Genomic DNA, 24,877 nt, shown 5'->3' on the forward strand with positions numbered 1-24,877 from the left:
GTAGCCATTTTAAGGGGTGTCAAAAAATTTTTTTTCGACACGTTTTCTAACTTTGTTTCTCAAATCTGTATATATATGACATTGGATGGGTGCGCTTCACTGCCACTACTCCTTTATTTTAGGGAGCAGTTAAAAAACTGCTCCATTGCAATCCTTTTGAATATAATGGTTATAGCAGGCGCATTGCCGGATGTGGGAGCCAGCAGACTCTAGTCATCGAGATACTTTTTGAGGCCCAGCAGCTCATACATCCAGCCGCTTTCACAATCGAGGTGCCTGCTGGCTTTTTCAGTTCCTTGATAGCTGTTGGCTCCCACTGTTTTTTTTGCTTCTCCATAATCCCATCTCCTTCCAATTAAAAATGGTCATTATTGGAATAAAATATAACTGTTTAAAATTTAGCATAGCGATAATGTCGAAGTAAGAAATAAATTGTCATTTTGTTATAATTTTTTGAAAATTTAATATAAAGATTTCATAACAGCTTGTATTGGTGCAAGAGCTGTTTATTATTGATACAAGTTTCATGCTTATTAGCCTTTTGATACAGGATGTCCGTTTCAGCAACCGGTAAGCCTTATCATCCAACCAGCGATTAGCGATTTACGCTACGGTTTTTGTATAAACTCAAATCCATATGAAGACCTTGCCACTTCCTTCACCTCAGCCCTTTCAGTTACAAAGCGTTTCATTGATGAAAGGCATTTAGAGCGCCACATCAGGAAAATGAAAAAAATATATAAAGCGCGGCGTGACTATGTAAAAAAATGTTTGACTGAACAATTTGGCGACACAGTTAAAATTTTTGGCGATTCCACCGGTTTGCATTTAGTCGCAGAATTTCAAAACATCGTGTTTTTAATCAAGTAGTAAATGAAATAATGAAGAAGCATAAAGTGAAAATTTATCCTGAAGAAGTTCATGCTATTCAAAAAGGAATCCATCAAAACAAAATTATTTTAGGATATGGAAATTTAACAAAAGAAGAAATTGCGGAAGGCATTTTTAGATTAAGGCAGGCTCTAAATTAGGAGGTGTTCATCGTGGGGCATCTAAACGTTTGATGAAGATGAAAACATGTAGGATATTCATTTTAAGTGTCGATAATAAAATTGTCCAAACATGCCCATGAAACGATAATATTGACCAAATACAAAATTTGATGAGAGCGCTGTTTATGGAGGTAAGTTTGCTGGGACTTTAAGTCATGCAGGGTTTTAATCAAACGTTTGTTTAAGGGGTTAAACTCTCTCACAACTTTGAGGGGGTTTTTTTATGTGCTAAAAATTCGTTTCAAATGAATCAATTTCAGAGGATTTTATTTCATCAAATGAATTATCATAGACAGCCCCCGAACAAAACGGGGAAAAAGTTGGTATCATGCAAAACCACATGTATTTTGCCCTTTTGAGTTTTCGCTGGATCTTCAAATTCTAAGCGAATACATTTTACTTCAAGTAGAATGAAAGACAGCGGATCTTAAAGCATGCCGGATAGTGCGTCTGCTAAGTTTAAATGCCTGTATTGATTATAATATACGTTAGTTTTTATGTTGATGGCACATCATTTTGCTTTCATTCGTACCGTCTATGCCGAGTTTCTTTTTCAACGCTCGGATTTTTTCCTCAGGCTCTCGGTCGGGATTTCTGTTTTTTCCCTTTTCAGCATTATGTTGCCTGCATTGAATTTAAATTTTTATTTTTTCCCTTTTCAGCATTATGTTGCCTGCATTGAATTTAAATTTTTATTTGATTTGTTTGATGTTATAAGATATTATAAATCTGTAAAAAAGCGGAAGGATGATGGTTTGGATATGACTAACTAATTCTATCTTTAAGCTGCATTTTTAAGGAAGCGAATATATTTTCTGGATAGGATTAGTATGTGTTTGAAAATGCTAAATACTTAATCACCGCAGTATGCCTGTAGAATAAACCTGCTGTCCAGAAAACGGAATAGCAGGTTTTCTATGTGCTTGAAATAGACCGGAAGAAAGCGTAGGTACTCACTATGTCAATGTCTCAGTGGAGAAAAATGATTATTTTAATGATTAACATGTTTATAACTATTGGAAGCTTCGGCATTATTATCCCCATATTGCCTGCTTATTTGGAGTCCATTGGTCAAGGCGGTACGGCAGCTGGTTTAATGGTCGCAATATTTGCAGGAGCCCAGCTTGTGTTTTCTCCAATTGCAGGGAAATGGACAGATCAGTATGGACGGAAAAAAATGATTGTTTTAGGATTAATCGGTTTAACTGTTTCTATGTTTATCTTTTACGCATTTGATTCCATTTGGTGGCTGTACGCTTCGCGTGTAGTCGGAGGGATAGGCTCCGCGCTTCTGGTACCCGCTATTTTTGCTTATATTGCCGATATTACGACAATTGAGCAGCGGGCTAAAGGCAACAGTTTCATATCAGCAGCCATGTCGCTTGGGATTGTAATAGGACCAGGGGTTGGCGGTTTCTTTGCTGATTTTGGGTTGAAAATGCCTTTTCTTGTTGCAACGATCGTCTCTTTAGCTGCTGTTATTTTTTCATTAACAGTTTTAAAAGAAAGTGTTGAACAACAACATACCCCGGAACAAAAAACGCAAATCAATGATGAGCCGATGTTAAAAAAATTGGTTTCGTCCGCTCATAAGCCTTATTTTATGCTGTTGATTATTACTCTTGTTATGAGCTTTGGTTTAATGGCTTATGAATCTGTCATCGGGTTATATATGGATGATCAGTTTGGGGCAACACCGCAAGAAATTGCTTGGATGGTTACATTAACTGGACTGATAAGTGTGATTGTGCAGTTGTTTGTGGTCGATAAGCTTGTCGGCCGCTTTGGGGAAGGAGCCGTTTTAAATTTCTTTTTAGGCGTAGTTGCAATTGGATTTTTCCTTTCATTGTTTGCCGACAGCTATTCTCTGTTTTTTGTCATCACCCTCTTGATTTTTCTTGCAACATCCATCTTGCGTCCTGTTTTGAACACTCTTATTTCAAAGATGGCTGGAAATGAACAAGGCTTTGCCATGGGGTTAAACAACGCATATATGAGTATAGGAAATATATTGGGGCCGATGTTGGCGGGAATATTATATGATATTCAAATTTTGTATCCTTTCATTTTAGGATGCATTTTATTAGTGTTTACACTTTTTATTACTGTCTTTTGGCAAAACAAGTCATTGAAAAATACGAAACTGGCCAAATCCAAGTCGTCTAGTTAACGCTAAGAACTGTTGTTATTTATCACCTTTTTTAGACCGAAGTGACAAGATGAATAGGCTTGTAAAAATCTATTCTCGTTGGGAAAATTGATTCCAACCCGTAACTTGTTTTAAACAGTGCGGGGAATTGGATCATTTGCTGGCGACGAAGTTCAATTGAAGTCGTCGTACAAGGAAAATAAAGCGCGATCGCTTGGGCGTTTACGGATTTTTGGACAGCCTCTTTAATCAAAGGCTGTCCTTTTTTTGTATTTTGGCATGCCATTCGCATGAAACGTATTCGACCAGCTTGAAATAATTGGTATTAGAAATTAGTTAGATAGCTTAAACTGTTGAACGAACCCGTTGAGCCCTTCTGACAGATTTGCCAACTTCATGGAATTTACTGAAATATCCTCCATCGAGCTGTTCGTCTGTTCGGATGCGGCAGATGTTTGTTCAATTCCTGCTGCAGACTGTTCAGCTAAAGAAATCCACACAACATTTTTGCTTTCACCTCTGTTTTGATCTTTATTTTTGCATATGCCCATAAAGCAGGGGAGAAAATGAACTAAATGAAATGATAAAGATGAATAATTTTTATTCATATTAGATTATAACCAAATATGTTAATTATTGTAAATTTTAGCAGTACCTTTCCTTCTTCTAGACTAAAAAGAATTTGTCATATTTGGATGAAGAAATCATATACATTTAGTGAATTTTTTCACCTTGTTTTAAAAGAAAAATAAAAAGGCGCGGGGGGATATTGTGGATCATTATGTACAGGTGGAAAAAAGAATAGATGTGAGACGAGACCAATTTGCGCTTTCTGAAGGTTATATCCATTCTTCTTTAGAAACTTCGCCATGGGTCCCGTTTGTAGAAAACGTCTGGATACGCCATTTGTCTTTTGATATTCGCAGCAATACTTCCATCAATGTTCTTCGGGTTGGATCTGGCGGCACGCTTGGCAGGCATCGCCACCGCGGTCCTGTCACTGGTTATGTGATTAAAGGAAGCTGGTATTACAAAGAATACGACTGGATCGCAAAACCGGGAGATTTTATTCGCGAAAGTCCGGGCAGGACACATACACTCGTTTCCGACGAAGGGATGGAAACTGTGTTTCATTTAAACGGACCGCTTGAATTTCTCGATGATCAAGACCGTATCATTGAAACGGTAGATGTATTTTGGTTTATCGATCATTACTTAACTTATTGCGAGAAAAATAATTTGCCCATTAATAAAGATTTGTTTTTATGATCCTTTGAAACTGATGCAAAAAATGATAGCGTTTACAAAGATAAAGAACCGTTCTAGTTCGGAACGGTTTTTTTCATTTATATCTAAGAATTTCTATTTCATGAGTCAGTGCATTTGACATAATACCTTGTGGTTTCATATAATTTGAAACTAAATGATGTAAAAAGGAGCAAGACTATGGAAAAAAATCATCAAAATCCATTACAAGACATTCATCAATCAATTGTATTAGAAGCCTTAATTGAAAAAGTTTGGGAGGCGGCGGCTACGTCAGAGGGGATTGCGTCATGGTTCATGCCAAATGATTTTCAGCCAAAGCTGGGACATGAATTCCATCTGCAATCTCCTTTCGGGCCGTCTCCATGTAAAGTGGTAGAACTTGAACCGCCTTACCGCCTCTCTTTCACATGGGATACAGAAGGCTGGGTTGTTTCATTTATTTTGAAGGATTTAGGGGATAAAACTGAATTTACTCTTATTCACAGCGGATGGAAGCATCCTGACGATGTGCTGCCTAAAGTAAATGAAAAAAGCTCTGTTGTTCGTGAACGGATGAATCATGGCTGGATGAACATTTTAAAAAAATTGCAAAAGGTTGTGGAATAACAAAAAATTCATTTACGTTTTCAGATCCAGCTCGAGGAAATAACTTGGAGGAAAAGAAAACAGCAAAAAAATTAGGGAGATGATGATCTCCCCAATGCAATCGCCATATCGTCCGAAGAATAGAGGAAAAGGCGGCTGCACTTTTTTGAACAACTGAAAAAAAGATTTTTTATTAAATCTTTTCGAATACTTCCAATTTTAGCGGATGTGCTAAAGCTTCAGTCATTAAATAGGAAAGAGTTGATTCCGCGCCCCGATTTTGATTAGGGCCATCGGAGTTCAGACCGTCACAGCAGCTGCCATCGCTAGGATCGACTAAAGGAATGTGATGGTCATTCCCGCCATAAAACCAGTCTCGGCAGCGCAGTACAACTTGTAAGTAAGCAGAATCATCCAAAATATGATAAGCTTCGTTTGCAGCTAAAGCTAGTTTCATAACATCGATGGGCTGCTGATCCCAGTCGGCGCGATTGTGGCGGCTGCACCAACCCCGGTTGCCGATTGGACGAATGGAGGAGCTGTTGAATCCGCCCATCTTTTCGATGAGAAAATCAAGACTCTCTTTGGCAATTCGCAATGTTTCATTGCGACGGTTGTATCGATAGGATAAAAATAATCCCCAAGGCAAAATTCCATTGGCATATGTCATTTGTTTTTCGAACCAATGCCAATCTTCCGTTCGGTGCTCTTTGTATGCTGTTAATAAACTATGTTCGCATGTCTCTGCCAATTGTTTAAGTTCATCTTCTGCTATTCCAAGAGAGGAAATGCTGTTTTTCTTTTCCATGAGCAGTTTGCTGCAGCTGGCCAGCACCCATGCTTGGCTGCGGGCAAAACGAAGCTTGCGGCATGCAGAAAGGGCATTGCGCAAAATTTCTGCTGCCACATAGCGGCGGGCATTGTCATTAAGTTTTAAATAGGCCATTGTCACTGCCCAAACTGATCGACCAAGACAATCTTCAGATCGAGTTTCCGATTCAGGTGTTCGGTCATAATAAAAGTTATTATGAAACCATCCATCATCCCTTTGAGCCCAAAGCAAAAAGGCTAAATACCGATCAAGCATTCCGTAGAGTCTCTTCAATTCAGACGGTTCATCTTGAAGAAGCTCTATCCATTCAATACATAGCCAAAGGGCGCGCGCATTGTCGTCTGTTGAATATCCTTCTTTACGGCGCGGAATCCGGCCGAGGCAATGCTCGATCAACCCTGTATCGTCAGTTAAACGTTCCAAATGATCAAAATTAATATTTGGTTGGGGCAACGTGTTTCACCACGCTTTCGTTCGGCTCTTTCACACCCTTCTCATCCAAGTCCATTTCGCCGATTTTGGCAAACAGCTTCAAATATTGCATCCCGACAGTTGGCCAATGGGTTGCCTTTCCAATCTGCCGAATTCGATTTTCCCATTGGTGCAATGCATTGTCATCCATTAATAGCTCTTTTAATCGCTGTTCCCATGCTTTGATGTCGCCATACGGAAGAAGCAGTTCTTCACAGCCTTTTAATAAATCTTGCGCATGTTCGTATGGCGTGGAGAGAATCGGACGGCCTATTCCGACGGCATAAGCCAGCGTTCCGCTTGTGATTTGCTGCAAGCCCGGATAAGGAGTTACATATAGATCACACGCTGTTAAGTAGGAGACGAGCTCCTCTTCATTAAAGTAACGGTCAATCATTCGGACATTCTCTTCTAATCCGAGCTGACGAATCATGTTTTGCAGCTCTTCACGGTATGATTCTCCTTCCCGCTTTTTCACTTCAGGATGCGTTTGTCCCGCGATAATATATAACGTTTCCGGTACTTCACGGACAACTTCTGGGAGGGCTGAAATTAGAGACTCGATTCCTTTGCCGCGATTCAGTAATCCAAATGTAAGCAATACTTTTCTGCCTTCAAATCCCAGCTGGCGGCGAAGCTGATCCCGCTCGTTATCTCGAGGTTTAGGCGATCCATGTGGAATGTAGACAATTTTATTTTCGGGCAAATTATACGCTCGGACTAAATAAGAGACAGCCTTGCGATTCATGACGACTATAGCGTCGCTTAAATCGGCAATTTCCTGCTGGACTTGCCGATATGGCGGCTTAGGATCAGAGAAAATCGTGTGAAACGTCGTAACGAGCGGTTTATTTAATGCGCGTACAAAGTCGACTATGTACTCTCCCGCTTCACCGCCGAAAATGCCGAATTCATGCTGCAAAACTACAACAGAAATATCGCTTCGATTGACCCTTTTGGCCATCTTCACATAAGCTGAACGATCTTGCATTGGCAAAGGCCAAAATCTCGGATTATTTTCATATACATTTCTGTCATCATTTTCATTATAAAGTACAATGATTGGGTCTCGATTACCGCGTTTGCCAGCAGCGCTTACGTTTGTAAATACATGTTCAGTGAAGGTAGCAATACCGCAGCGGCGCGGAGGATATGTGCTGACATATGCAATTCGACTCATGCTTGCATCACCCTCTCATATTGGTTCAAGATCAAGTTGTCGTACACTTTACCTTCATTTAAGAATGTCTTGTAAGCCATAATACTGTTGTTGACACGAATATTATCGCTTATGCTTGATTGATCCCAAAGAATAGAGTTTGAAAAATGCACTTTGGAGCCAATGCGGCAATGATCACCAATCACTGCAAACGGACCAATTACTGACTGATCGCCTACCTCGACATTATCCCCGATTAAAACAGGAGGGATAAAGCGGACGGCAGATCCGATTTTGGTGTCTTTTCCTAACCAAACGCCCGGTTGAACTTGATTTCCGCGAGTAGGCAACGGGTTCCGATTTTCAAGAACGTCCCAATGAATTTTCCGGTAACGTTCTGGTGTTCCCATATCAAACCAGTAACCGCTGCTTATTTTTCCGTATACATTTTTGCTTTTTTGAATAAGGGTGGGAAATGTTTCACGTTCGATAGAAACTTCACGTCCTGCTGGAATGTAGCGCATTACTTCTGGTTCAAGAATGTACAAACCAGCATTGATCAAATTTGATGGTGCTTCTTCACGACGAGGCTTTTCAACAAAACGCAAAATCCGGCTGGAATCGTCCAGTTGAACGACACCGTAAGAAGAAGGGTCATCTACTTCCGTCAGTGCAATTGTGGCGATCCCGCCGCTTTGTTCGTGAAATTCAAGAAGAGGAATCAAGTTTGGCAAGTGAACAATGTCGGCATTTACAACAAGAAATCTTTCCTTCAAAAATCTTTCAGCATTTTTGATAGCTCCTGCTGTTCCCATTTGATGTGTTTCATCAGAGTACTCAATGTCTACACCGAAACGTTTGCCGTCTCCGAAGTAATTTTTTATGACATCTGAACAGTGATGTGAGGCTATTACGAATTGGTTGATTCCTTGATCGCGAAGATAAGTGATGAGGTGTTCGAGCCATGGCCGGTTAGCAATGGGTGCCATCGGTTTCGGCAAATTTTCAGTTAATGGGCGTAAACGTGTTCCTAAACCACCAGCTAACAGTAATGTTTTCATTTGTCATCCCTCCATTAGTCTATGATTATGAAGTTCATAACAGATGGATGAATGAAAAATGAAAGTGGCGTATATTGTTAGCACTCAAACCTACTGGTTGCTAATAAATATTATAACAAAATTCCTTATATAAGTAAAATGTATGAATTTCAACTCAGTCGGGGGTTTTCCTATACTTAATGAAAAAAGGGGCATATAACACCCTTTTGTTCAAAGTCTCCACTCCGATTGATAGAAGCTTAAAAAATGTTTGAAAAACCTCTAAGAAGAGTGCTGTTTGTTTTAATGTCTAATTATTCAGAAAATCTATCAAAAGCCTTATGAAATGATATAATCTCCTTGAATTTTATGAAGAAAGCAGGTGATATCGTTGAACTATTGTCAACAATGCGGACACCGATTAGAAGAAAATCAAACATTTTGTACGAATTGCGGCGCGAAAGTCGTAGAATCACAAAACGCCGTACAATCGCAAAATGTAATGAAGGCAGGGGAGGGATCAGGATCAAGAAGACCGGTGCTGGCAACGAAAAAATCTAAGATTTTTGCAAGTATTGGAGTTCTATTAATTTTAGTAATTGCAAGTTCATTTTTTATTGTAAAATCGGTCTATAAACCGACAAAACTGGCGGAAAATTTTATTCTAGCGATCAACAATCATGATGCAAAAAAAGTGGCTCATTTACTAAACTCGAAGCAATCGGATATAAAAATAGATGAAAAAGTGGCCAAACAATTAATTGACCATTATCAAATGAACCCATCGGAATTTTCTGAACTGAAAAATAGCTTGCATAAAGAAGCCGTTATTTATGAAAAAGGGGCATTTCCTGAGCATACAGATGCAGATATTTCGATCAATAAATTAGGAAAAAAATGGTTATTTTTTGACTATTATGCACTCATACCTAAAAATTTATATATTGTCGTAACGGCAAATCATGATAGCCATATTTACATAGATGGAAAAAAATATGAACCTATAAAAAAAGACGAAGAACGGACTTACGGGCCGTTTTTGCCAATCAATCATAAAGTGCAAGCAGTATACAAAGGAGAATACGCAGACGTAAAGCAAGTGGAAGAAGTTTCGCCAAGTGATGCAGAAGAAAATAAAGTGTACATAAATTTTGATTTAACTGGAGATTATGTATATTTATATTCAAATATTGAAGATGCCACTTTATTCGTCAATGGAAAGAGCACAGGTTTAAAAATTTCGGATGTAGAAGAGTTTGGACCAGTTGCAACAGACGGTTCGATGACGCTTCATGCCGAAATAAAAACTGCTGATGGTACGGTGAAAAGCAATAAAAAGACAATTAAAGAAGCCGGGGAAACGATTGATCTATTATTTGAACAAGAAATTCCAATGGAAGATTTCGAAGATGTTGGAGATTCATTAAAAGACTATCATGATGAACAATCGGAGATCGAAAATGTGATTATGAGCCATTATACTAGTATCTCAAGCGGTGACTACGAAACTGCATATGCAATGTTTTCCTCAAGCCGTCGCAGTAAAATTAGCTATGAAAAATGGTCTAAAGGGCTAAAAAACAATTTTAAAAATGAAGTTACGAATGTAAGTGTGGAAAGTATAGAAAATGATCAAGCGACAGTGAGTTTTCAATTAACTTCTTATGACAAACAGGACGACGGCTCCACATTAGTACAAGAATGGGGAGGGAAATGGTATTTAGTGAAGGAATCAGACGGCTGGAAATTAGCAACGCCTGAAATTAAAAAGCTAAATACTAGAACGGAATGAAATGGAAATCTTTGCTTCTCATTTTCGCCATATTTATTTTGAGTATTTTTGCCATTATATCAATCCCGAAATTGCCGCTCTTTCAGGAAAATCAAAAAACAAAGATTCAAGACCAGCATGAAGAACCGGAAGTAAAAGAAGCGGGTAATGTTGCAGCTTTGCAAGAAGAAAAAAACGATAAGAAAGAAGAAACGGTCGAAGAAAAAGCAGCTAGAATAGTGGATGATATGTCTTTGGGCGAGAAGGTCGGCCAGCTTTTGATGGTGGGCTTTAAAAGCACGGAAAAAGACGAGGAAATAACCGATTTAATCGTAAACAAACATATCGGTTCTGTCATTTTGTTTGACCGCAACATGGAGACTCCGGAACAAGTTGCGCAATTAAATAATTCTTTGCAAAGGCTCGCGCTGAAAAAGCGGTTTGGAGTGCCGCTTATGATCGGAGTGGACCAAGAAGGGGGAGACATTTTGCGGATGAGAGAAAAAGTGTCTCCCATCCCATCCCAACAGAAGCTAGGGCAAGCTGCAAATGAAAAAGCGGTGTACGATATTGCTCTTCTGAACGGAAGGGAATTGGCTGCCATGGGATTTCATCTAAATTTTGCACCCGTTTTGGATTTGTCAGAGACTGACAGCCGATCTTTTGGTACAAATCCGGAAGCGGTCTATACGTATGGTGCAAAAGTGGTTCAAGGATTGCATGAAGCGAAGATTACAGCAACGCTCAAGCATTTTCCCGGCAACGGAAGAAGCAGCGTTGATCCGCATATTGACACTTCTTCTGTAAAAGCGGACAAATTGGATTTGGAGAATTCCGATATTTATCCATTTAAAAAGCTCATTGAAAATACAGATCACAATCAATTTTTCATTATGATGACTCACATTAAATATCCAAGTTATGATCCTAGCAAACCAGCAAGTTTATCTTCTGTTATGATTCAAAAGCTGCTTCGGGAAAAGCTGGGGTATAAAGGAATTGTTGTCACGGATGATCTTGAAATGGGCGCAGTAAATAAATATTATTCATATGAAGATATGGCAATCGAAGCGATTAATGCCGGAGCGGATTTGCTGCTCGTTTGCCATGAATATGAGCATCAAGTGGAGGTTTATAATGGCTTAGTGAAAGCAGTGAAAGACGGAAAAATTCAAGAAAAACGCATCAACGAAGCGGTGACAAGAGTGCTAATGCATAAATTATCCACTATTCAAAATCCGATCGTTGATCCGCAATATGCGAAAGAAACAGTTGGAAGCAAGGAGCATAAAACACTGATCGAAAATTGGATGAATACAAAGGAACAGTGATTCAATTAAATTCGTAGAAGACCTTCATTCAATGTTTGGGCAAGCCGATTGTAGGCGGCTGCCCATGTTATACCAATCAATGGAGGAGGAACAATAGAGGAAAATGATTTGTCATCAATGTGGAAATGAACAAGAAAAAGGAAATTTTTGTGGGAAATGCGGGGCAAAATTGAATAATGATCCAAATCTACAAGAAACAGTGGGAGGCGGCGGGGATCAGGCTTCAATTAACAGAAATCCCCAACCGTCTTATGGCCAAGCAGCTTCCACGCAAATGAATGAACATGTAGAAAAGGTTAAAAAGCAGTCAAAAGTATATGGAAGCTATTTCGTTCATTTTTTGAAACATCCGTCATCCATTTTTGGCAAAGAAAAAAATGAATGGGTGAATGGCTTTATCAGCATTATTTTATTTGTGTTCATTGTCACACTAACGGTTAGCGTTTTTGTCCGCAATCTATTTAAATCGGCAATTCATGGTACTCAAGGACTGATAAATGAGTTTTATGATGGACCTTCGTATATTTCGGTATTTTTTCATGTTTTTATATTTGTTTTTCTTATTGTTGCGCTCGTGTTATTGTGTATGTTCATTGTTAATAAATTGTTTGGATCAAGTGCATCTTTTCAAGAGGTAACAGCTATATATGGAGCACATCTTACCACTGCGATCATTGTTTCGCTTATCGCGTTATTGCTAGTTTTGTTAAAATCCCATGTTTATGGAAACATTGTGCTGATCATTTCACTTTTGCTTGCGATCGTTTTAATTCCATATTATTTGATAAGTGTACTGCTAACGAAATATTCAAAAGGAATAGATCCTTTATACTCATTTTTTATCTATGTTGCTATATTTTCCATCGTGTTTGCGATTTTTATCGGTATATTGGCTGATTCGGCAATGGGAAGAATTGTTGATCAATGGAGATATTTTTGGTGATGGAGTGACATTAAACATTTTGAACGAATCTAAATATTAGCTGCTTTAATTTTCATACAATATAGACTTACACAATGAGTACCGTTAAGCCTTAAAAGCATCAGATCACCTTCTGCGCTGGTATGCCCGCCGCATACCAGCGTTTCATATGTTAATAGGCTGATTTTCATTCTATTGTATGATATGACACTTTAAGTTAAGCCGTTATGAGAAAATTGGAAGCAGTATGGAACAATTGGCCGATATTCTAGGCAAACTATAAGCTGAAACTGGACATATTTTAATCGTTTGCCTAAAATGAAGCTAAAGGAAATACCAAAACAATCCAAAAAATTGTTTTCAAAGGAAGGTGATGCTCAACATGGATGCAAAGGCGAAAAAAACGGCTTTACGTGGAATTACATATGGCTTGTACATTGTCGGAACGAAAGATGAAAACGGTGCCAATGGATTTGCTGGAAATTGGTTGACGCAAACCTCTTTTGAACCGCCTTTAGTTGCAGTTGCCGCAAAAGCGGGTACACGTTCACAACAACAAATTGCCAAAAGCGGAGTATTTAGCGTCAATATTTTGGAGACGGGTCAGAAGGACATGGTTACTGCCTTTTTCCGATCCATTGAACCGGAAGGAAACAAGCTGGCTGGATACGAATTTTATACGGAAGAAACAGGATGCCCGATTTTTAAAGATGCGTTGAGCTTTTTTGAGTGTAAAGTGGTGGAAAAAATAGAAAAAGGTGACCACTATATTTACGTCGGTGAAGTGATCAATGCCGGCGTGCATCGGGAAGGCGATCCACTAACATTGAAAGAAACCGGTTTCTATTATGGAGGCTAAACTTTTTATAAGAATAATGTTCCGGTTAAAAAGACCTGCAAATTTTATTATTTGAGACGAAAAATAAGAATATAGTTTTGTTCGGCTAAAGATTGAAGCAAGATTTTAAAGAATAAGCGATGATGACTTACGATTATTTGAAGCGGGCGTTCATTTTCGCCTGCTTCAAGCGCTTTTTCCAAGTGAATGTACGTAGTATAAGTATATGAATTCATTGAAATTTTCATAAAAAAATAGTATAATACGATTTATTGTACGAATCATGCAAATTATTTTAATAAATTAATTTTAAAAAATTTCATCATGGTGGGATAAATAATTATGGATAAGGATAACAAGCTATCATTTTCATCACTTACTGTTATTGGTGTTATGTTGTTTGCCCTATTTTTTGGGGCGGGGAATTTAATATTTCCAGCTCAGCTTGGACAAAATGCCGGGGAGAATCTTTGGTTTGCTGTGACTGGATTTATTATTACTGGAGTCGGATTGCCGTTCCTCGGGATTATTGCGATGAGTTTTTCTGGAAGCAGTGATTTACAAGAGCTTTCTAGTAGAGTTCATCCGACTTATGCCGTCTTTCTCACATCATTGCTCTATTTAACAATTGGTCCTTTTTTTGCAGCACCACGGACTGGAACTGTTGCGTATGAAGTAGGTATTGCGCCGTTTGTTGCAGAGGAATTTCATCAGGTTGGATTGCTTATTTATACACTGCTATTTTTTGCTGTGACTTTTTGGTTTTCTTTATATCCGGCTAAAATTGTTGATAATGTTGGAAAACTTCTAGCGCCTGGAATTGTGATTCTTCTTGCCATACTTTTATTTATGGTAGTTGTGAATCCTATTGGGGATATTGGTTCAGCGCAAGGAGTGTATAAAACTCATGCGTTCGCTCAAGGCTTTATAGATGGCTATAATACAATGGACGCCCTTGCATCACTTGTATTTGGCATTATTGTGATCAATGCCATTCGCAAATTAGGTGTAACATCAAAAAAAGATATTATGAAAGCTACAGCAAAATCAGGAACTGTTGCCATTTCACTGCTTGCACTGATTTATATAGGAATTGCTTATTTAGGAGCAACAAGTACAGAAGCTTTCGGAATTTTTGAAACAGGCGGACCAGTTCTCAGCAATGCGGCTTCACACTATTTTGGCACATTCGGCTTAATTATGCTGGCTATTATTATCATTCTTGCATGTTTAACGACTGCCATTGGTTTAATAACGGCGAATGCTGAATATTTTCATAAATTGGTTCCGAAAATCGGCTATAAAACGTGGGTTGTCTTCTTTAGCTTACTTACTTTTGTAATAGCAAACTTTGGATTAACGAACATTATTTCATTTTCTATCCCTGTCTTAATGTTCATCTATCCGCTAGCGATTGTTTTGATTTTGTTAACGTTCTTGTCGCCGCTTTTCCATCACGCACGCATTGTATATGCTTCAGCGACTGGAGTTACATTTTTAATCAGTATTTTTGACGGTTTGAAATCATTATGTAATTCACTTGGAATTGATTATTTCGGATGGATGGTACCGATTGTTTCGTTCTATGAACAAGTGTTGCCATTTTATAAACAAGGACTCGGCTGGTTTATTCCAGCGATCATTGTCATTATTATTACAGGTATTGTCGGAAGGGTTCAGGCCAAATCAACTGTTAGAGCGTAAAATGTTCTATTATAATAATAGAAAGAATAGTTTGAATTTTTATAAGCTATAAAAAAGGAACTTTCTTAAGGAAGGTTCCTTTTTTTGATCAAACTTGACCATTGACAATTTTTTATAAAGTAAAGGAAGATTCTTTTTATTATTTAGTGATTATGGTATTTTTCTTGTAGAGGTTAAAGTCTATCCACCCTTCGCAAGTTCGGATTTAAAAATAAAGGATATTTAGCAGCTGCTAGAAGTATCCCCTTTACAATATAATGGAATGATATCAGAAGCTTTGAAGATGTATGCCGTTCTTTAGACTTTATTAATTGAGAGAAAACCTTTAAGGAAGGGAAATAGGAATATATATTGTAAGGGTAACATCGGCCGCCAGATGGTTCTATGTTCGGCAGCTGAATGCAATTTGTGATTAGTTGATGAACAGAAAAGAAGGATTTCATTACACTTTATAAAAGGAAGTGTGACGTTGTGAAAGCCAAACAATTATTGGTATTACTATTTATTACAATAATCATTTCTGCTTGCAGTTCAAATAAAGAACAATCAACCATGGAGCACGCGCCGAATGGCGACTTGTGGGAAACAACTGCTTCAAGGGATGAACTGCCGACCTTTTTAAATGAATATAGCGAAAACATTCAAATCATCTATCAAGCAGCCGGAAAATCAATGGAGCTGCTGCAATGGATTCCTTGTTATTGTGGCTGCGGCGATCATGCCGGACATCGGAGCAGTCTAAATTGTTTTGTTAAGCAAGTAAATCAAAATGGTTCTGTTGTATGGGATGACCATGGAACACGCTGCAACGTCTGCTTAGAAATTGCAGCAGAAGCAATCAAAATGAAGCAAGATGGAAAAACGGTAAAAGAAATTCGCCAATATATAGATGAAAAATACAAAGAAGGCTATGCGAACCCGACAGACACACCAATGCCGTTATAAAGAAAAGGATGAGACCAATTATTGGTTTCATCTTTTCTATGTTTTATGCTTTGTCGAAACTGTTTTTGTCCTCAGGACTTGATCATGATGGAAAAAGGCTTGTGATTAGACATTTAATCTTGAATATCCATCAATACTGTTTTTTGTTATTTTTACATAATAAAATTGTCGGAGAAAGCTCCTTCGGCTTTTTTTGACCGATCCTCCACGCTTTCCAAGAAAGAATTATTTATTTCCCTGATCCATTATATATAATCATATTCCCTTTCGCTCCATGACCCATTTTCCATTCTGCCTTTCCCTCATGTCTAATTCTAAGGACTGATCTAATAAAACTAGCAAGAAAAGTCGAAATTTTTAAAAACATACTTGACAAATAGGAATAATGGAATTAATATCATACTTAAATCTTTTACTTTTATCCGGTTGCCCACTGGACCGCCAGAGGCTCATATCAGTTCCTAATATTAGGGATCTGATATGAGCCTTTTTTATTAAAATTTAAGGAGGGAAAATCAATGGGTTTACAATTTGCTTATTGGGCGCCAAACGTTAGTGGAGGGCTTGTGATCTCTAATCTGCCACAGAAAACAGGCTGGTCATTTGAGGATAACAAACGTTATGCACAAATAGCTGAAGAAAATGGTTTTGATTACGTCCTGCTGCAAACAAGATTTTTCGCCAGCTACGGAGCTGAAAAACAATTAGAAGCCGCTGCGCTTGCTTCTGCACTTGCCGCTAGTACCAAAAAATTAAACATTATTACAGCTGTGCTGCCCGGTCTATGGCATCCAGGTGTCATAGCAAAAATTATTTCAACGATTGATCATATCAGTAATGGCCGTGCTTCAATTAATATTGTCAGCGGATGGTTTAAAAATGAATTTATCGGTTATGGGGAACCGTGGTTAGACCATGATGAACGTTATCGACGGTCTGAAGAATTTATACAGGTTCTACGAGATTTGTGGACAAAGGAAACCACTACTTTTAAAGGAGATTTTTATCGTATAAATGAAGCGCCATTAAAGCCTAAACCTATTAATATCCCGAAAATTTTCCAAGGCGGAAACTCGAAAGCAGCAAGAGAAATGGCTGGACGAGTTTCAGATGTTTATTTCATGAATGGAAACTCGCTGGAAAATCTGAAAAAGCAAATTGATCATGTGAAATCATTGGCTGAATCGAACGGAAGAAACATCCAATTCGGTGTTAATGGCTTCGTGATTGTTCGTGATACAGAAGAAGAAGCAAAACAAGTTTTAAAAGATATTGTTTTACATGCAGATAAAGAAGCTGTGGAAGGCTTTGAAAGTCAAGTGAAATTCGCAGGGAAAGCCTCTCCTGAAGGTGAAGGAATGTGGGCGGAATCCACCTTCGAAGATCTTGTGCAATATAATGACGGTTTCAAAACAGGTTTGATTGGAACGGCAGAACAAGTGGCAGATCGCATCATTGAGCTGAAAAAAATAGGAGTCGATATTGTTTTGACAGGATTTTTACATTACGATGAAGACTTAAAAGCCTTTGGTGAAAAAGTCATTCCGCTCGTAAGAGAAAAAGAAGCAAAATTGGAGGGAATCCTAGCCAACTAAATAAAGAAGCATAAGACTCGAAATGAGTAAGCTTTCGGAACAACTAACAAATGAATACGAATGATGTTGGGCATTCAACATCAAGAAATGAGGAGTCTCTTTCTTTAAATAATACTTGACATATAGGAATAATATGTATTAATTTAGTTATAAACAAAATAGTTTGATGAATGCTGACTGGACAACTAGAGGCTCTCAATTCAAGATCATATTTCTTGAAATGAGAGTCTCTTTCCTTTTTTTACAAACATGGAAAGGTGGATTAGCGGTGGCAAATAGTTATGTGAACATATTGGATTATAAAGCGGAAAAACAAAAATCTTTGCGAGAAAATGAATATTTGAATTTGCCGGATTTACAATTTTTCCTTTGGTGCCAAAAGAATTATCGGATAAATAAAGGTGTTTTCAATACGATTGACAATTGGTTTTATACAAATGGAGTCGTTTCTATTATTCATCGTCGAATTTATATTTTAGCTTTTCTGGAATTTGTCAAAAGAGAAGATGCGGATTTTAAAAAACGCAAATATATCCGTTTTGGAAACGGAGGTCTTTCAAAGAAGCTTCATCAATTTATGAATGAAATAATGGAACAATAGAACGATTATGTCAGTAAACTATTAATCACAAACATTATTTAGATAAAGAAGACAAAGGGGTAACTAATGAATGAGTGTTGCAGAAGGAACAGGTCATTACCTTGACACAGCTTTGCAGTTAGCAAAAGAGTTTGCTAAAACTGCAATTGAAAGGGATGAACGAGGAGGAACAGCAAAAGCAGAACGTGATCTGCTTAGAAAAAGCGGATTACTTTCACTTATCATCCCGAAGTCTTTAGGCGGACTGGGGAAGGATTGGAAAGCTGTGCTGCAAATTACACGTGAGCTGGCAAAAGTAGACGGGTCATTGGCTCACTTATTCGGCTATCATTTCTTATGCTTGACATCCGTACATCTATTCGGTTCCCCTCAGCAGAAAGAGAAGTATTATAAGGAAACGGCTGAAAATAATTTGTTTTGGGGAAATACCTATAATCCTCTTGATGAAAGCTTGCTCGTAAAGCGAGAAGGGGATCAGTTAAAGCTAATTGGGAAAAAAAGCTTTTGCTCGGGTGCTAAAGATTCAGACCGGCTGCTTATATCAGCTAAAAGTCCAAATCAAGATCGCCCTGTTATTGCCGTTATTCCTACTAATCGGACAGGAATAATCATTAATGATGATTGGGATAGCTTCGGCCAACGGCAAACGGATAGCGGCACTGTTGTTTTTCAAGATGTACTGCTGAAGGAAGAAGAGATATTAAATTTCTATGAACAAGAACCTGAAAGCTTTTTCCCTACTATAAGGACGCATACTGCTCAAACCATTTTAGTTCATGTTCTTCTTGGAATTGCGGAGGGAGCATTTGAAGAAGCGAAAAACTATACGAAAAATATCACTCGTCCTTGGCTGACCTCTAAAGTAGATCAGGCGACGAGCGATCCATATACGATTCGCCAGTATGGAGATTTATATGTGCAGTTAAAAGCTGCAGCTGCATTGGCCCAAGACGCTTCAAATGCTCTGCAAGAAGCATGGGATAAAGAAAGGGCATTAACAGAACAGGAACGTGGAGAGTGTGGAATTATCATTGCGACTGCAAAGGTTGCAACAGCAAAAGCAGCTTTAGAGCTTACCAGCCGTATGTTTGAAGTAATGGGGGCAAGGGCAACTTTAGGAAAATATCGGTTTGACCGCTTTTGGCGAAATGTAAGGACTCACACGTTGCATGATCCCATTGAATATAAAATCCGTGATATCGGAGAATGGGCTCTTAACGGTAAATTGCCTGAGATTACACCGTATTCTTAATGTATAAACGATCGAATTTAATTGAAGAAAGGTGATGACATTATGTCAAATATCGTGATTATTTCCGGAAGTCCATCTAAACCATCAAGAAGCTTAGCTATCTCTGCTTATTTAGAAAAAAGGATCAAGGCTGAAGGGCTGAATGCGTCTACCATTTCAGTTCGTGACCTGCCGGCAGAAGATCTTTTATTTGCCAACTTCAACAGCCCAAAAATTCAAGAGGTTTTAGCACAGATTGAACAAGCACAGGCAGTTATTATTGTAAGTCCTGTATATAAAGCAAGCTATCCAGGGGTGTTAAAAGCCCTGTTAGATTTCATTCCTGAAAAAGGATTCGTTGATAAAGTTGTTCTCCCAGTGGTTACCGGCGGAACAGCAGCTCATCTTTTAACATTGGAATATGCTATTAAGCCGATTGCTTCTGTGTTAGGCAGCCAGGAGATTTTAAAAGGAGTGTATTTCGTAGATTCTCAAATTGGCTATCACGAAGATCAGGTTACTTTTATTGATGCGGAAATAGAATCGAGATTACAAACATCATTGAATGATCTATTAAGCCGGTTAAAAGTTGAACAATTAAAATAGTGATTTATATATTGTTTGCACCGAACAGAAAGGATGTTTCATCCTGCTTACGGAGATGGAAAATAATGGTGACAGAACTGTCACCAATAAATTGCTTAAGCTGCCGTTGATTCCAACCAAAAAATTCTTACCTTTGTATAGGGAAATATATTACTTTAGCAAAAATTTCATACGATCAAATGTATCATGTTGACTGGACGACCAGAGACATATCATCGCAAGTTTCGTACTTGCAAAGATAGTCTCTGTTTTTTTTCGTTATAAACCTTTAAATAAAACGAAGAAAAAGATGTAACTACAAGTATTTGAGAAAGAGACACGTACCTTTCAAAATTTGTGAATAATGATCCCACTCTATTTCAGTTTTGATATATAGAATCACAGACATTATCGGTCCATGGAATGATAACTAAACGACAATGTCAAATTTACGGTTAGTCGGGAGGAAATCATATGAAGAAAAAGCGAATTTATTTAAACGCTTTTGATATGAATTGTGTGGCGCATCAATCTCCGGGATTATGGGTGCATCCTGAAGATCAGTCATACCGATATAAAGATATTGAATATTGGGTTGAGCTGGCGCAATTACTGGAAAAAGGGCGGTTCGATGGATTATTTATTGCAGATGTAATCGGCATTTATGATGTGTATGGAAATGATAAAACAACAGCAGTACGTGAAGCAACCCAAGTTCCAGTCAATGACCCTATTTTACTTGTTTCTGCAATGGCGCATGCAACGGAGCATTTAGGCTTTGGGATCACATGCTCTACAACATTTGAGCATCCATATACATTTGCACGCAGAATGTCGACTTTAGACCATTTAACAAAGGGCCGAGTAGGCTGGAATATTGTTACTTCCTATTTGGAAAGCGGAACGAAAAACATCGATATTGGCGATCGGTTCCTCCATTCAGAACGATATAATATTGCGGAAGAATATTTGGAAGTTTGCTATAAATTATGGGAAGGCAGCTGGGAAGACGATGCTGTTATAAAAGATAGAGATAGAAAAATTTTCACAGACCCAGCGAAAGTTCATGAAATAAATCATCACGGCAAATATTTTAATGTGCCAGGCATTCATTTGTGCGAGCCGTCGCCGCAAAGAACACCTGTTTTATATCAAGCAGGCGCTTCAGCGAGAGGGCGTCAATTTGCAGCAAAACATGCTGAGTGCACATTTGTTTCGATGCCAGGAAAAGAGCCTATCGCTTCATATGTTAAAAATTTAAGAGCCCAGGCTGCTGAATTTGGCAGGGATCCGCAAAGCATAAAAGTATTCGCTTTGTTCACACCGATTGTTGGGCGGACGGAGGAGGAAGCGTGGGCGAAATATGAAGAATTATCGCAATATATCAGCTATGAAGGGGCCCTTTCTTTATTAGGCGGCTGGTCAGGTGTTGATTTTTCAAAATATGATCCTGATCAAGAAATTGAATACATTGATACTAACGCCATCAAATCAGTGCTCGAATCATTAACGAAAGCAAGTCCAAATAAAAAATGGACTGTCCGCGAGCTGGCGAATTTTGCTGGAATAGGCGGAATGGGTCCTGTAGTGGTCGGAACACCAAAGCAAATAGCTGATACGTTTGAGGAATGGATTGAAGATACGGATATCGATGGATTTAATCTCGCCTATGCAATAACGCCGGGAACTTTTAAAGATTTTGTTGATCTTGTCATTCCGGAGCTTCAACAACGTGGAGTCGTGAAAAAAGAATATGAAGAAGGAACTTTGCGGGAAAAATTGTTTGGCAAAGGCCAGTCCCGTTTACCGGAAGACCATATTGGAGCTAAATATAGAAATTTAAGTTATCAACTGCAGGATTAACCTCACTTTTTTGTATCAAAAGAAGCTTTGAACTTCGTATGATCAGCCTTGAAAAAAAGGAAAATGTAGGTTAGTCGTTAGTCAGTATTACTTTTGCATCATCTTTATTTGACTTGTTGCCAATTTTGCTGCGGATTCATAAGTCCTTTAAGTCGTTTATGAAATGAATTCTTTTTTTGGTTAAACAAATTTTTAGGATAAATGGAGATATGGGGAATATGACAAAGCCATTATCATTTTCTGCTTTTGTTATGAATACACCTTCTCACATTCTTCACGGGATGTGGCGTGATCAAGAAGGTCATCAGCTTAACTTTAATGACGTAAATCTTTGGGTTTCTTTAGCGAAACGGCTGGATGAGGGAGGTTTTGACGTCATCTTTTTCGCCGACGTCGTCGGGCTGTACAATGACTTTCGAGGAGGATGGGATTTCCATATTGAAAATGGCTTGCAAGTACCTAGTAATGACCCAATGGTACTGCTTTCAGCACTTGCAGTAAATACAAAACATTTGGGCTTAGCTTTTACGGCGGCTCCGGTTCAAGAACCTCCCTTTAACTTTGCACGCCGTGTATCAACATTAGATCACATCACCAAAGGACGAATTGCCTGGAACATGGTTACCAGCTACTCAGCAAATGCCTTTCGCAACTTTGGCTATGACGGCTTAGTTCCGCATGATGAACGATATGAGTGGCTGGATGAATATGTTGATGTTTTATATAAGCTTTGGGAAGGTTCATGGGATGAAGGAGCGCTTTTGCAGGACCGTGAAAGCGGAATTTATGCGGATCCGGCGAAAGTCCATAAAATTCATCATGTCGGCAAGCGCTACAAGGTGGAAGGACCGCACTTAGTGGCTCCATCACCGCAGCGCACACCGTTGCTTTTTCAAGCTGGTTCGTCCCCTACTGGCAGAGATTTTTCGGCTCGCAATGCTGAAGCGGTCTTCATTGGAGCACCTGATCCTGAAAATGCCCGCAAGCTGATCGATGAAACACGAAGGTTGGCGGTTGAAAATGGCAGAAAGAGTGAGGATATCCACTTTTATCAGGGATTGTACTTTGTGATCGGAAAGACGGAGGAAGAAGCTCGGCAAAAAGAATATGAACTTGAAAATAAGATTGATTTCGATATGATGATCGCTCATTCCGCTGGGGGGATGGGAATTGATTTAGGGAATGCTACTTTAGATACTCCATTGGAAGATATCAAAACTGAAGGGATCAGAAGCACATATGAATGGCTAAAGCAAAGCACGCCGGGAAGGACTCCTACAGTTAGAGATCTTGCTAGGCTCAGGAGCAAAACAAACCGTATTGTCGGCACTCCTGAAATGATTGCAGACCAGCTTGAGCTTTGGAGGGATGCAGGTGTTGACGGCATCAATGTCATCAATGCGACGATTCCCGGTTCCTATGAAGAATTTATTGATCAAGTCATGCCTGTGCTTCGAAAGCGCGGTTTAGCGCGCAATGGATATGGAAAGCCAGGAACATTGCGGCGCAAATTGTTTGGGACAGATCGTCTCAATGAGCGTCATCCTGCTGCAAAATACCGAGGTGCATTTGCAGCGAAAAGCCCTGTAAATTGATCTGAGGTGCTAGTAATTGCTGTTTGGCTCTTTTTTTTACAAATAAATATTACTAAAAAGATGTGAATAGTGAAATTTAAAATACGATTAAAGGAGTGCATAAAAGATGTCAATTCAAAATCAATTAAATGAAGCAAGCTCTTTGACTTTTAACGGTCCGGTAAAAGTTGATTCGCCTGAATTAGATCAATTGATTGATGTAATTGCCAAAGACGCTGAGGAACGAAGAAATGCCGGCAGTGAAGAACTGCCTTATCACGCCTTCGATTTAATTCGGCAATCTCGATTGGGTGCTTTACGTCTGCCTGTTGAACTAGGCGGTGGAGGAGCTAGTATTCGTGATCTTTTCTATGTCCTAATCCGTTTAGCTGAAGCCGATCCGGATGTGGCGCACAGCCTTCGTGCCCATTATTGGCAAGTAGAAGAAATACTTCGAAATCCGGATAAAGAACGACGTGAGCAATTGTTGGGAATCGTGGCAAAAGGAGATATTATTGGGAATGCCTTTACGGAAATTTCATCAAAAAATGTTGGTCATTTGATTTTTGAAACAACTTTGACTCAAGATGGCGAAGGGTACCGATTAAACGGTACGAAATATTTTAGCACCGGTACAATATATTCCGACTGGGTAATCGTTATGGCATCAACCCCTGAAGGAAAACCTGTTTCCGCGTTTATTCCGACAAATCGTGATGGCGTCATCATTGAAGATGACTGGGATGGTATCGGACAAAAATTAACAGGAAGCGGTACAACACGCTTAAACAATGTATATGTCAATCGAGAAGAAGTAACATTTATTGATGAGACGAAGACGCCTTTCAATTCATTTTTACAGCTCTATCTGCAAGGAGTGATAGCGGGTATTTTGCGGAATGTGGTGACAGACGCTAAAGCTTTAGTTCATGGAAGATCCAGAACCTTTACTTTTGCATCAGCAGATACGCCAGCGGCTGATCCGCTGCTTCAGCAAATTATTGGACAGCTTTCAAGCAGCGCGTTTGCCGCAGAAGCACTTGTGCTGGCTGCCGCAGATGCATTAGACATAGCAGTGAATGAGGCGGTTAATGGAGAAATAGACTTTGATTTAAGTCATGAGGCTTCCCTGCGAGCTGCTCAGGCGAAAGTTATTATCGATCACCTTGCATTACAAGCAGCTACACTTCTCTTTGAGGTTGGCGGCGCTTCAGCTACGAGACAATCCAAGCATTTTGACCGCCACTGGCGCAATATTCGCACACTTGCTTCCCATAATCCGATAGCCTACAAAGCAAGAGCTATTGGCGATTATGTTGTGAATGGTACGAAGCTTCCGATAAGAGAGGTTTACTTCTAA

Annotated in this window: 22 protein-coding genes; 17 read left to right on the plus strand and 5 right to left on the minus strand. The window is 39.0% G+C overall.

All coding sequences use genetic code 11. The features are described 5' to 3' along the window. Nucleotides 1-169 precede the first annotated feature (169 nt). The gene (skfA, locus tag NSQ94_RS01605; protein WP_063386524.1) at nucleotides 170-337 is read right to left on the minus strand and encodes a sporulation killing factor; all 168 of its coding nucleotides are present in this window, start codon (nucleotides 335-337) and stop codon (nucleotides 170-172) included. Between the two features lie 544 nt (nucleotides 338-881). On the opposite strand from skfA, the gene NSQ94_RS01610 reads away from it, so the two are divergent. Together NSQ94_RS01610 and NSQ94_RS01615 are read left to right on the plus strand one after the other, a co-directional pair. Next, the gene (locus NSQ94_RS01610; RefSeq protein ID WP_186439321.1) at nucleotides 882-1,031 is read left to right on the plus strand and encodes a hypothetical protein; all 150 of its coding nucleotides are present in this window, start codon (nucleotides 882-884) and stop codon (nucleotides 1,029-1,031) included. Between the two features lie 979 nt (nucleotides 1,032-2,010). Beyond that, complete coding sequence (locus NSQ94_RS01615; RefSeq protein WP_066250471.1) at nucleotides 2,011-3,222, plus strand: MFS transporter; 1,212 nt, start codon at nucleotides 2,011-2,013, stop codon at nucleotides 3,220-3,222. A 311-nt stretch (nucleotides 3,223-3,533) separates the two neighbouring features. On the opposite strand, the gene NSQ94_RS01620 is transcribed toward NSQ94_RS01615, so the two are convergent. Continuing rightward, nucleotides 3,534-3,701, minus strand: a complete 168-nt coding sequence (locus tag NSQ94_RS01620; RefSeq protein WP_339193957.1) for a hypothetical protein — start codon at nucleotides 3,699-3,701, stop codon at nucleotides 3,534-3,536. Nucleotides 3,702-3,972: 271 nt separating this feature from the next. On the opposite strand from NSQ94_RS01620, the gene NSQ94_RS01625 reads away from it, so the two are divergent. Both NSQ94_RS01625 and NSQ94_RS01630 read left to right on the plus strand, forming a co-directional pair. After that, nucleotides 3,973-4,470, plus strand: a complete 498-nt coding sequence (locus tag NSQ94_RS01625) for a 2,4'-dihydroxyacetophenone dioxygenase family protein (protein WP_198318555.1) — start codon at nucleotides 3,973-3,975, stop codon at nucleotides 4,468-4,470. Nucleotides 4,471-4,647: 177 nt separating this feature from the next. Then, on the plus strand, nucleotides 4,648-5,076 hold the full coding sequence (locus NSQ94_RS01630; RefSeq protein WP_066250478.1) for an SRPBCC domain-containing protein: 429 nt from the start codon (nucleotides 4,648-4,650) through the stop codon (nucleotides 5,074-5,076). A gap of 172 nt (nucleotides 5,077-5,248) precedes the next feature. Here NSQ94_RS01630 and NSQ94_RS01635 read toward each other — a convergent pair whose 3' ends face one another. Genes NSQ94_RS01635 through NSQ94_RS01645 form a run of 3 tightly spaced genes read right to left on the minus strand, consistent with a single transcriptional unit; the run spans nucleotide 5,249 to nucleotide 8,578 of the window. Further along, nucleotides 5,249-6,340 carry a glycosyl transferase gene (locus NSQ94_RS01635; protein ID WP_066250481.1) on the minus strand — a complete coding sequence of 364 codons (1,092 nt, stop codon included), beginning with the start codon at nucleotides 6,338-6,340 and terminating at the stop codon, nucleotides 5,249-5,251. After that, entirely contained in the window at nucleotides 6,321-7,538 is a 1,218-nt protein-coding gene (locus NSQ94_RS01640; protein ID WP_117017019.1) for a glycosyltransferase family 4 protein, read from the minus strand. The genes NSQ94_RS01635 and NSQ94_RS01640 overlap by 20 nt, the downstream gene beginning before the upstream one ends. Continuing rightward, a complete protein-coding gene (locus NSQ94_RS01645) occupies nucleotides 7,535-8,578 on the minus strand; it encodes an NDP-sugar synthase (RefSeq protein ID WP_066250486.1) in 1,044 nt (347 codons plus the stop codon). Before NSQ94_RS01645 ends, NSQ94_RS01640 begins: the two co-directional genes overlap by 4 nt. A gap of 370 nt (nucleotides 8,579-8,948) precedes the next feature. On the opposite strand from NSQ94_RS01645, the gene NSQ94_RS01650 reads away from it, so the two are divergent. The 13 genes from NSQ94_RS01650 (at nucleotide 8,949) to NSQ94_RS01710 (ending at nucleotide 24,877) form a co-directional block, all read left to right on the plus strand. Continuing rightward, nucleotides 8,949-10,349 (plus strand): zinc-ribbon domain-containing protein, encoded by a 1,401-nt coding sequence (locus NSQ94_RS01650; protein WP_158640151.1) that lies wholly within the window; start codon nucleotides 8,949-8,951, stop codon nucleotides 10,347-10,349. Beyond that, nucleotides 10,346-11,659 (plus strand): beta-N-acetylhexosaminidase, encoded by a 1,314-nt coding sequence (gene nagZ / locus NSQ94_RS01655; protein ID WP_117017021.1) that lies wholly within the window; start codon nucleotides 10,346-10,348, stop codon nucleotides 11,657-11,659. Before NSQ94_RS01650 ends, nagZ begins: the two co-directional genes overlap by 4 nt. Nucleotides 11,660-11,762: 103 nt before the next feature. Further along, a complete protein-coding gene (locus tag NSQ94_RS01660; protein WP_327856055.1) occupies nucleotides 11,763-12,602 on the plus strand; it encodes a zinc ribbon domain-containing protein in 840 nt (279 codons plus the stop codon). A gap of 361 nt (nucleotides 12,603-12,963) precedes the next feature. Then, nucleotides 12,964-13,440, plus strand: a complete 477-nt coding sequence (locus tag NSQ94_RS01665; protein ID WP_063386534.1) for a flavin reductase family protein — start codon at nucleotides 12,964-12,966, stop codon at nucleotides 13,438-13,440. Nucleotides 13,441-13,761: 321 nt separating this feature from the next. Next, on the plus strand, nucleotides 13,762-15,123 hold the full coding sequence (gene brnQ / locus NSQ94_RS01670) for a branched-chain amino acid transport system II carrier protein (RefSeq protein WP_339229973.1): 1,362 nt from the start codon (nucleotides 13,762-13,764) through the stop codon (nucleotides 15,121-15,123). Between the two features lie 471 nt (nucleotides 15,124-15,594). Beyond that, on the plus strand, nucleotides 15,595-16,068 hold the full coding sequence (locus NSQ94_RS01675; protein WP_063386536.1) for a PCYCGC motif-containing (lipo)protein: 474 nt from the start codon (nucleotides 15,595-15,597) through the stop codon (nucleotides 16,066-16,068). A gap of 518 nt (nucleotides 16,069-16,586) precedes the next feature. Further along, nucleotides 16,587-17,663: a dimethylsulfone monooxygenase SfnG gene (sfnG, locus tag NSQ94_RS01680; RefSeq protein WP_063386537.1), complete on the plus strand. Its 1,077-nt coding sequence runs from the start codon at nucleotides 16,587-16,589 to the stop codon at nucleotides 17,661-17,663. Between the two features lie 268 nt (nucleotides 17,664-17,931). Continuing rightward, nucleotides 17,932-18,264, plus strand: a complete 333-nt coding sequence (locus tag NSQ94_RS01685) for a hypothetical protein (RefSeq protein ID WP_235600401.1) — start codon at nucleotides 17,932-17,934, stop codon at nucleotides 18,262-18,264. Between the two features lie 70 nt (nucleotides 18,265-18,334). Beyond that, nucleotides 18,335-19,516, plus strand: a complete 1,182-nt coding sequence (locus tag NSQ94_RS01690; protein WP_339229975.1) for an acyl-CoA dehydrogenase family protein — start codon at nucleotides 18,335-18,337, stop codon at nucleotides 19,514-19,516. Nucleotides 19,517-19,558: 42 nt separating this feature from the next. Further along, nucleotides 19,559-20,101, plus strand: a complete 543-nt coding sequence (ssuE, locus tag NSQ94_RS01695; RefSeq protein WP_063386539.1) for an NADPH-dependent FMN reductase — start codon at nucleotides 19,559-19,561, stop codon at nucleotides 20,099-20,101. A gap of 453 nt (nucleotides 20,102-20,554) precedes the next feature. Next, complete coding sequence (locus NSQ94_RS01700; RefSeq protein ID WP_066247175.1) at nucleotides 20,555-21,943, plus strand: LLM class flavin-dependent oxidoreductase; 1,389 nt, start codon at nucleotides 20,555-20,557, stop codon at nucleotides 21,941-21,943. 218 nt (nucleotides 21,944-22,161) lie between these two features. Beyond that, a complete protein-coding gene (locus tag NSQ94_RS01705) occupies nucleotides 22,162-23,538 on the plus strand; it encodes an LLM class flavin-dependent oxidoreductase (protein ID WP_339229977.1) in 1,377 nt (458 codons plus the stop codon). Nucleotides 23,539-23,644: 106 nt separating this feature from the next. Beyond that, the gene (locus NSQ94_RS01710) at nucleotides 23,645-24,877 is read left to right on the plus strand and encodes an acyl-CoA dehydrogenase family protein (protein ID WP_144596894.1); all 1,233 of its coding nucleotides are present in this window, start codon (nucleotides 23,645-23,647) and stop codon (nucleotides 24,875-24,877) included.

It is taken from the genome of Aeribacillus sp. FSL K6-2833, from assembly GCF_037965815.1.
Taxonomy (GTDB): Bacteria; Bacillota; Bacilli; order Bacillales; family Aeribacillaceae; genus Aeribacillus; species Aeribacillus composti.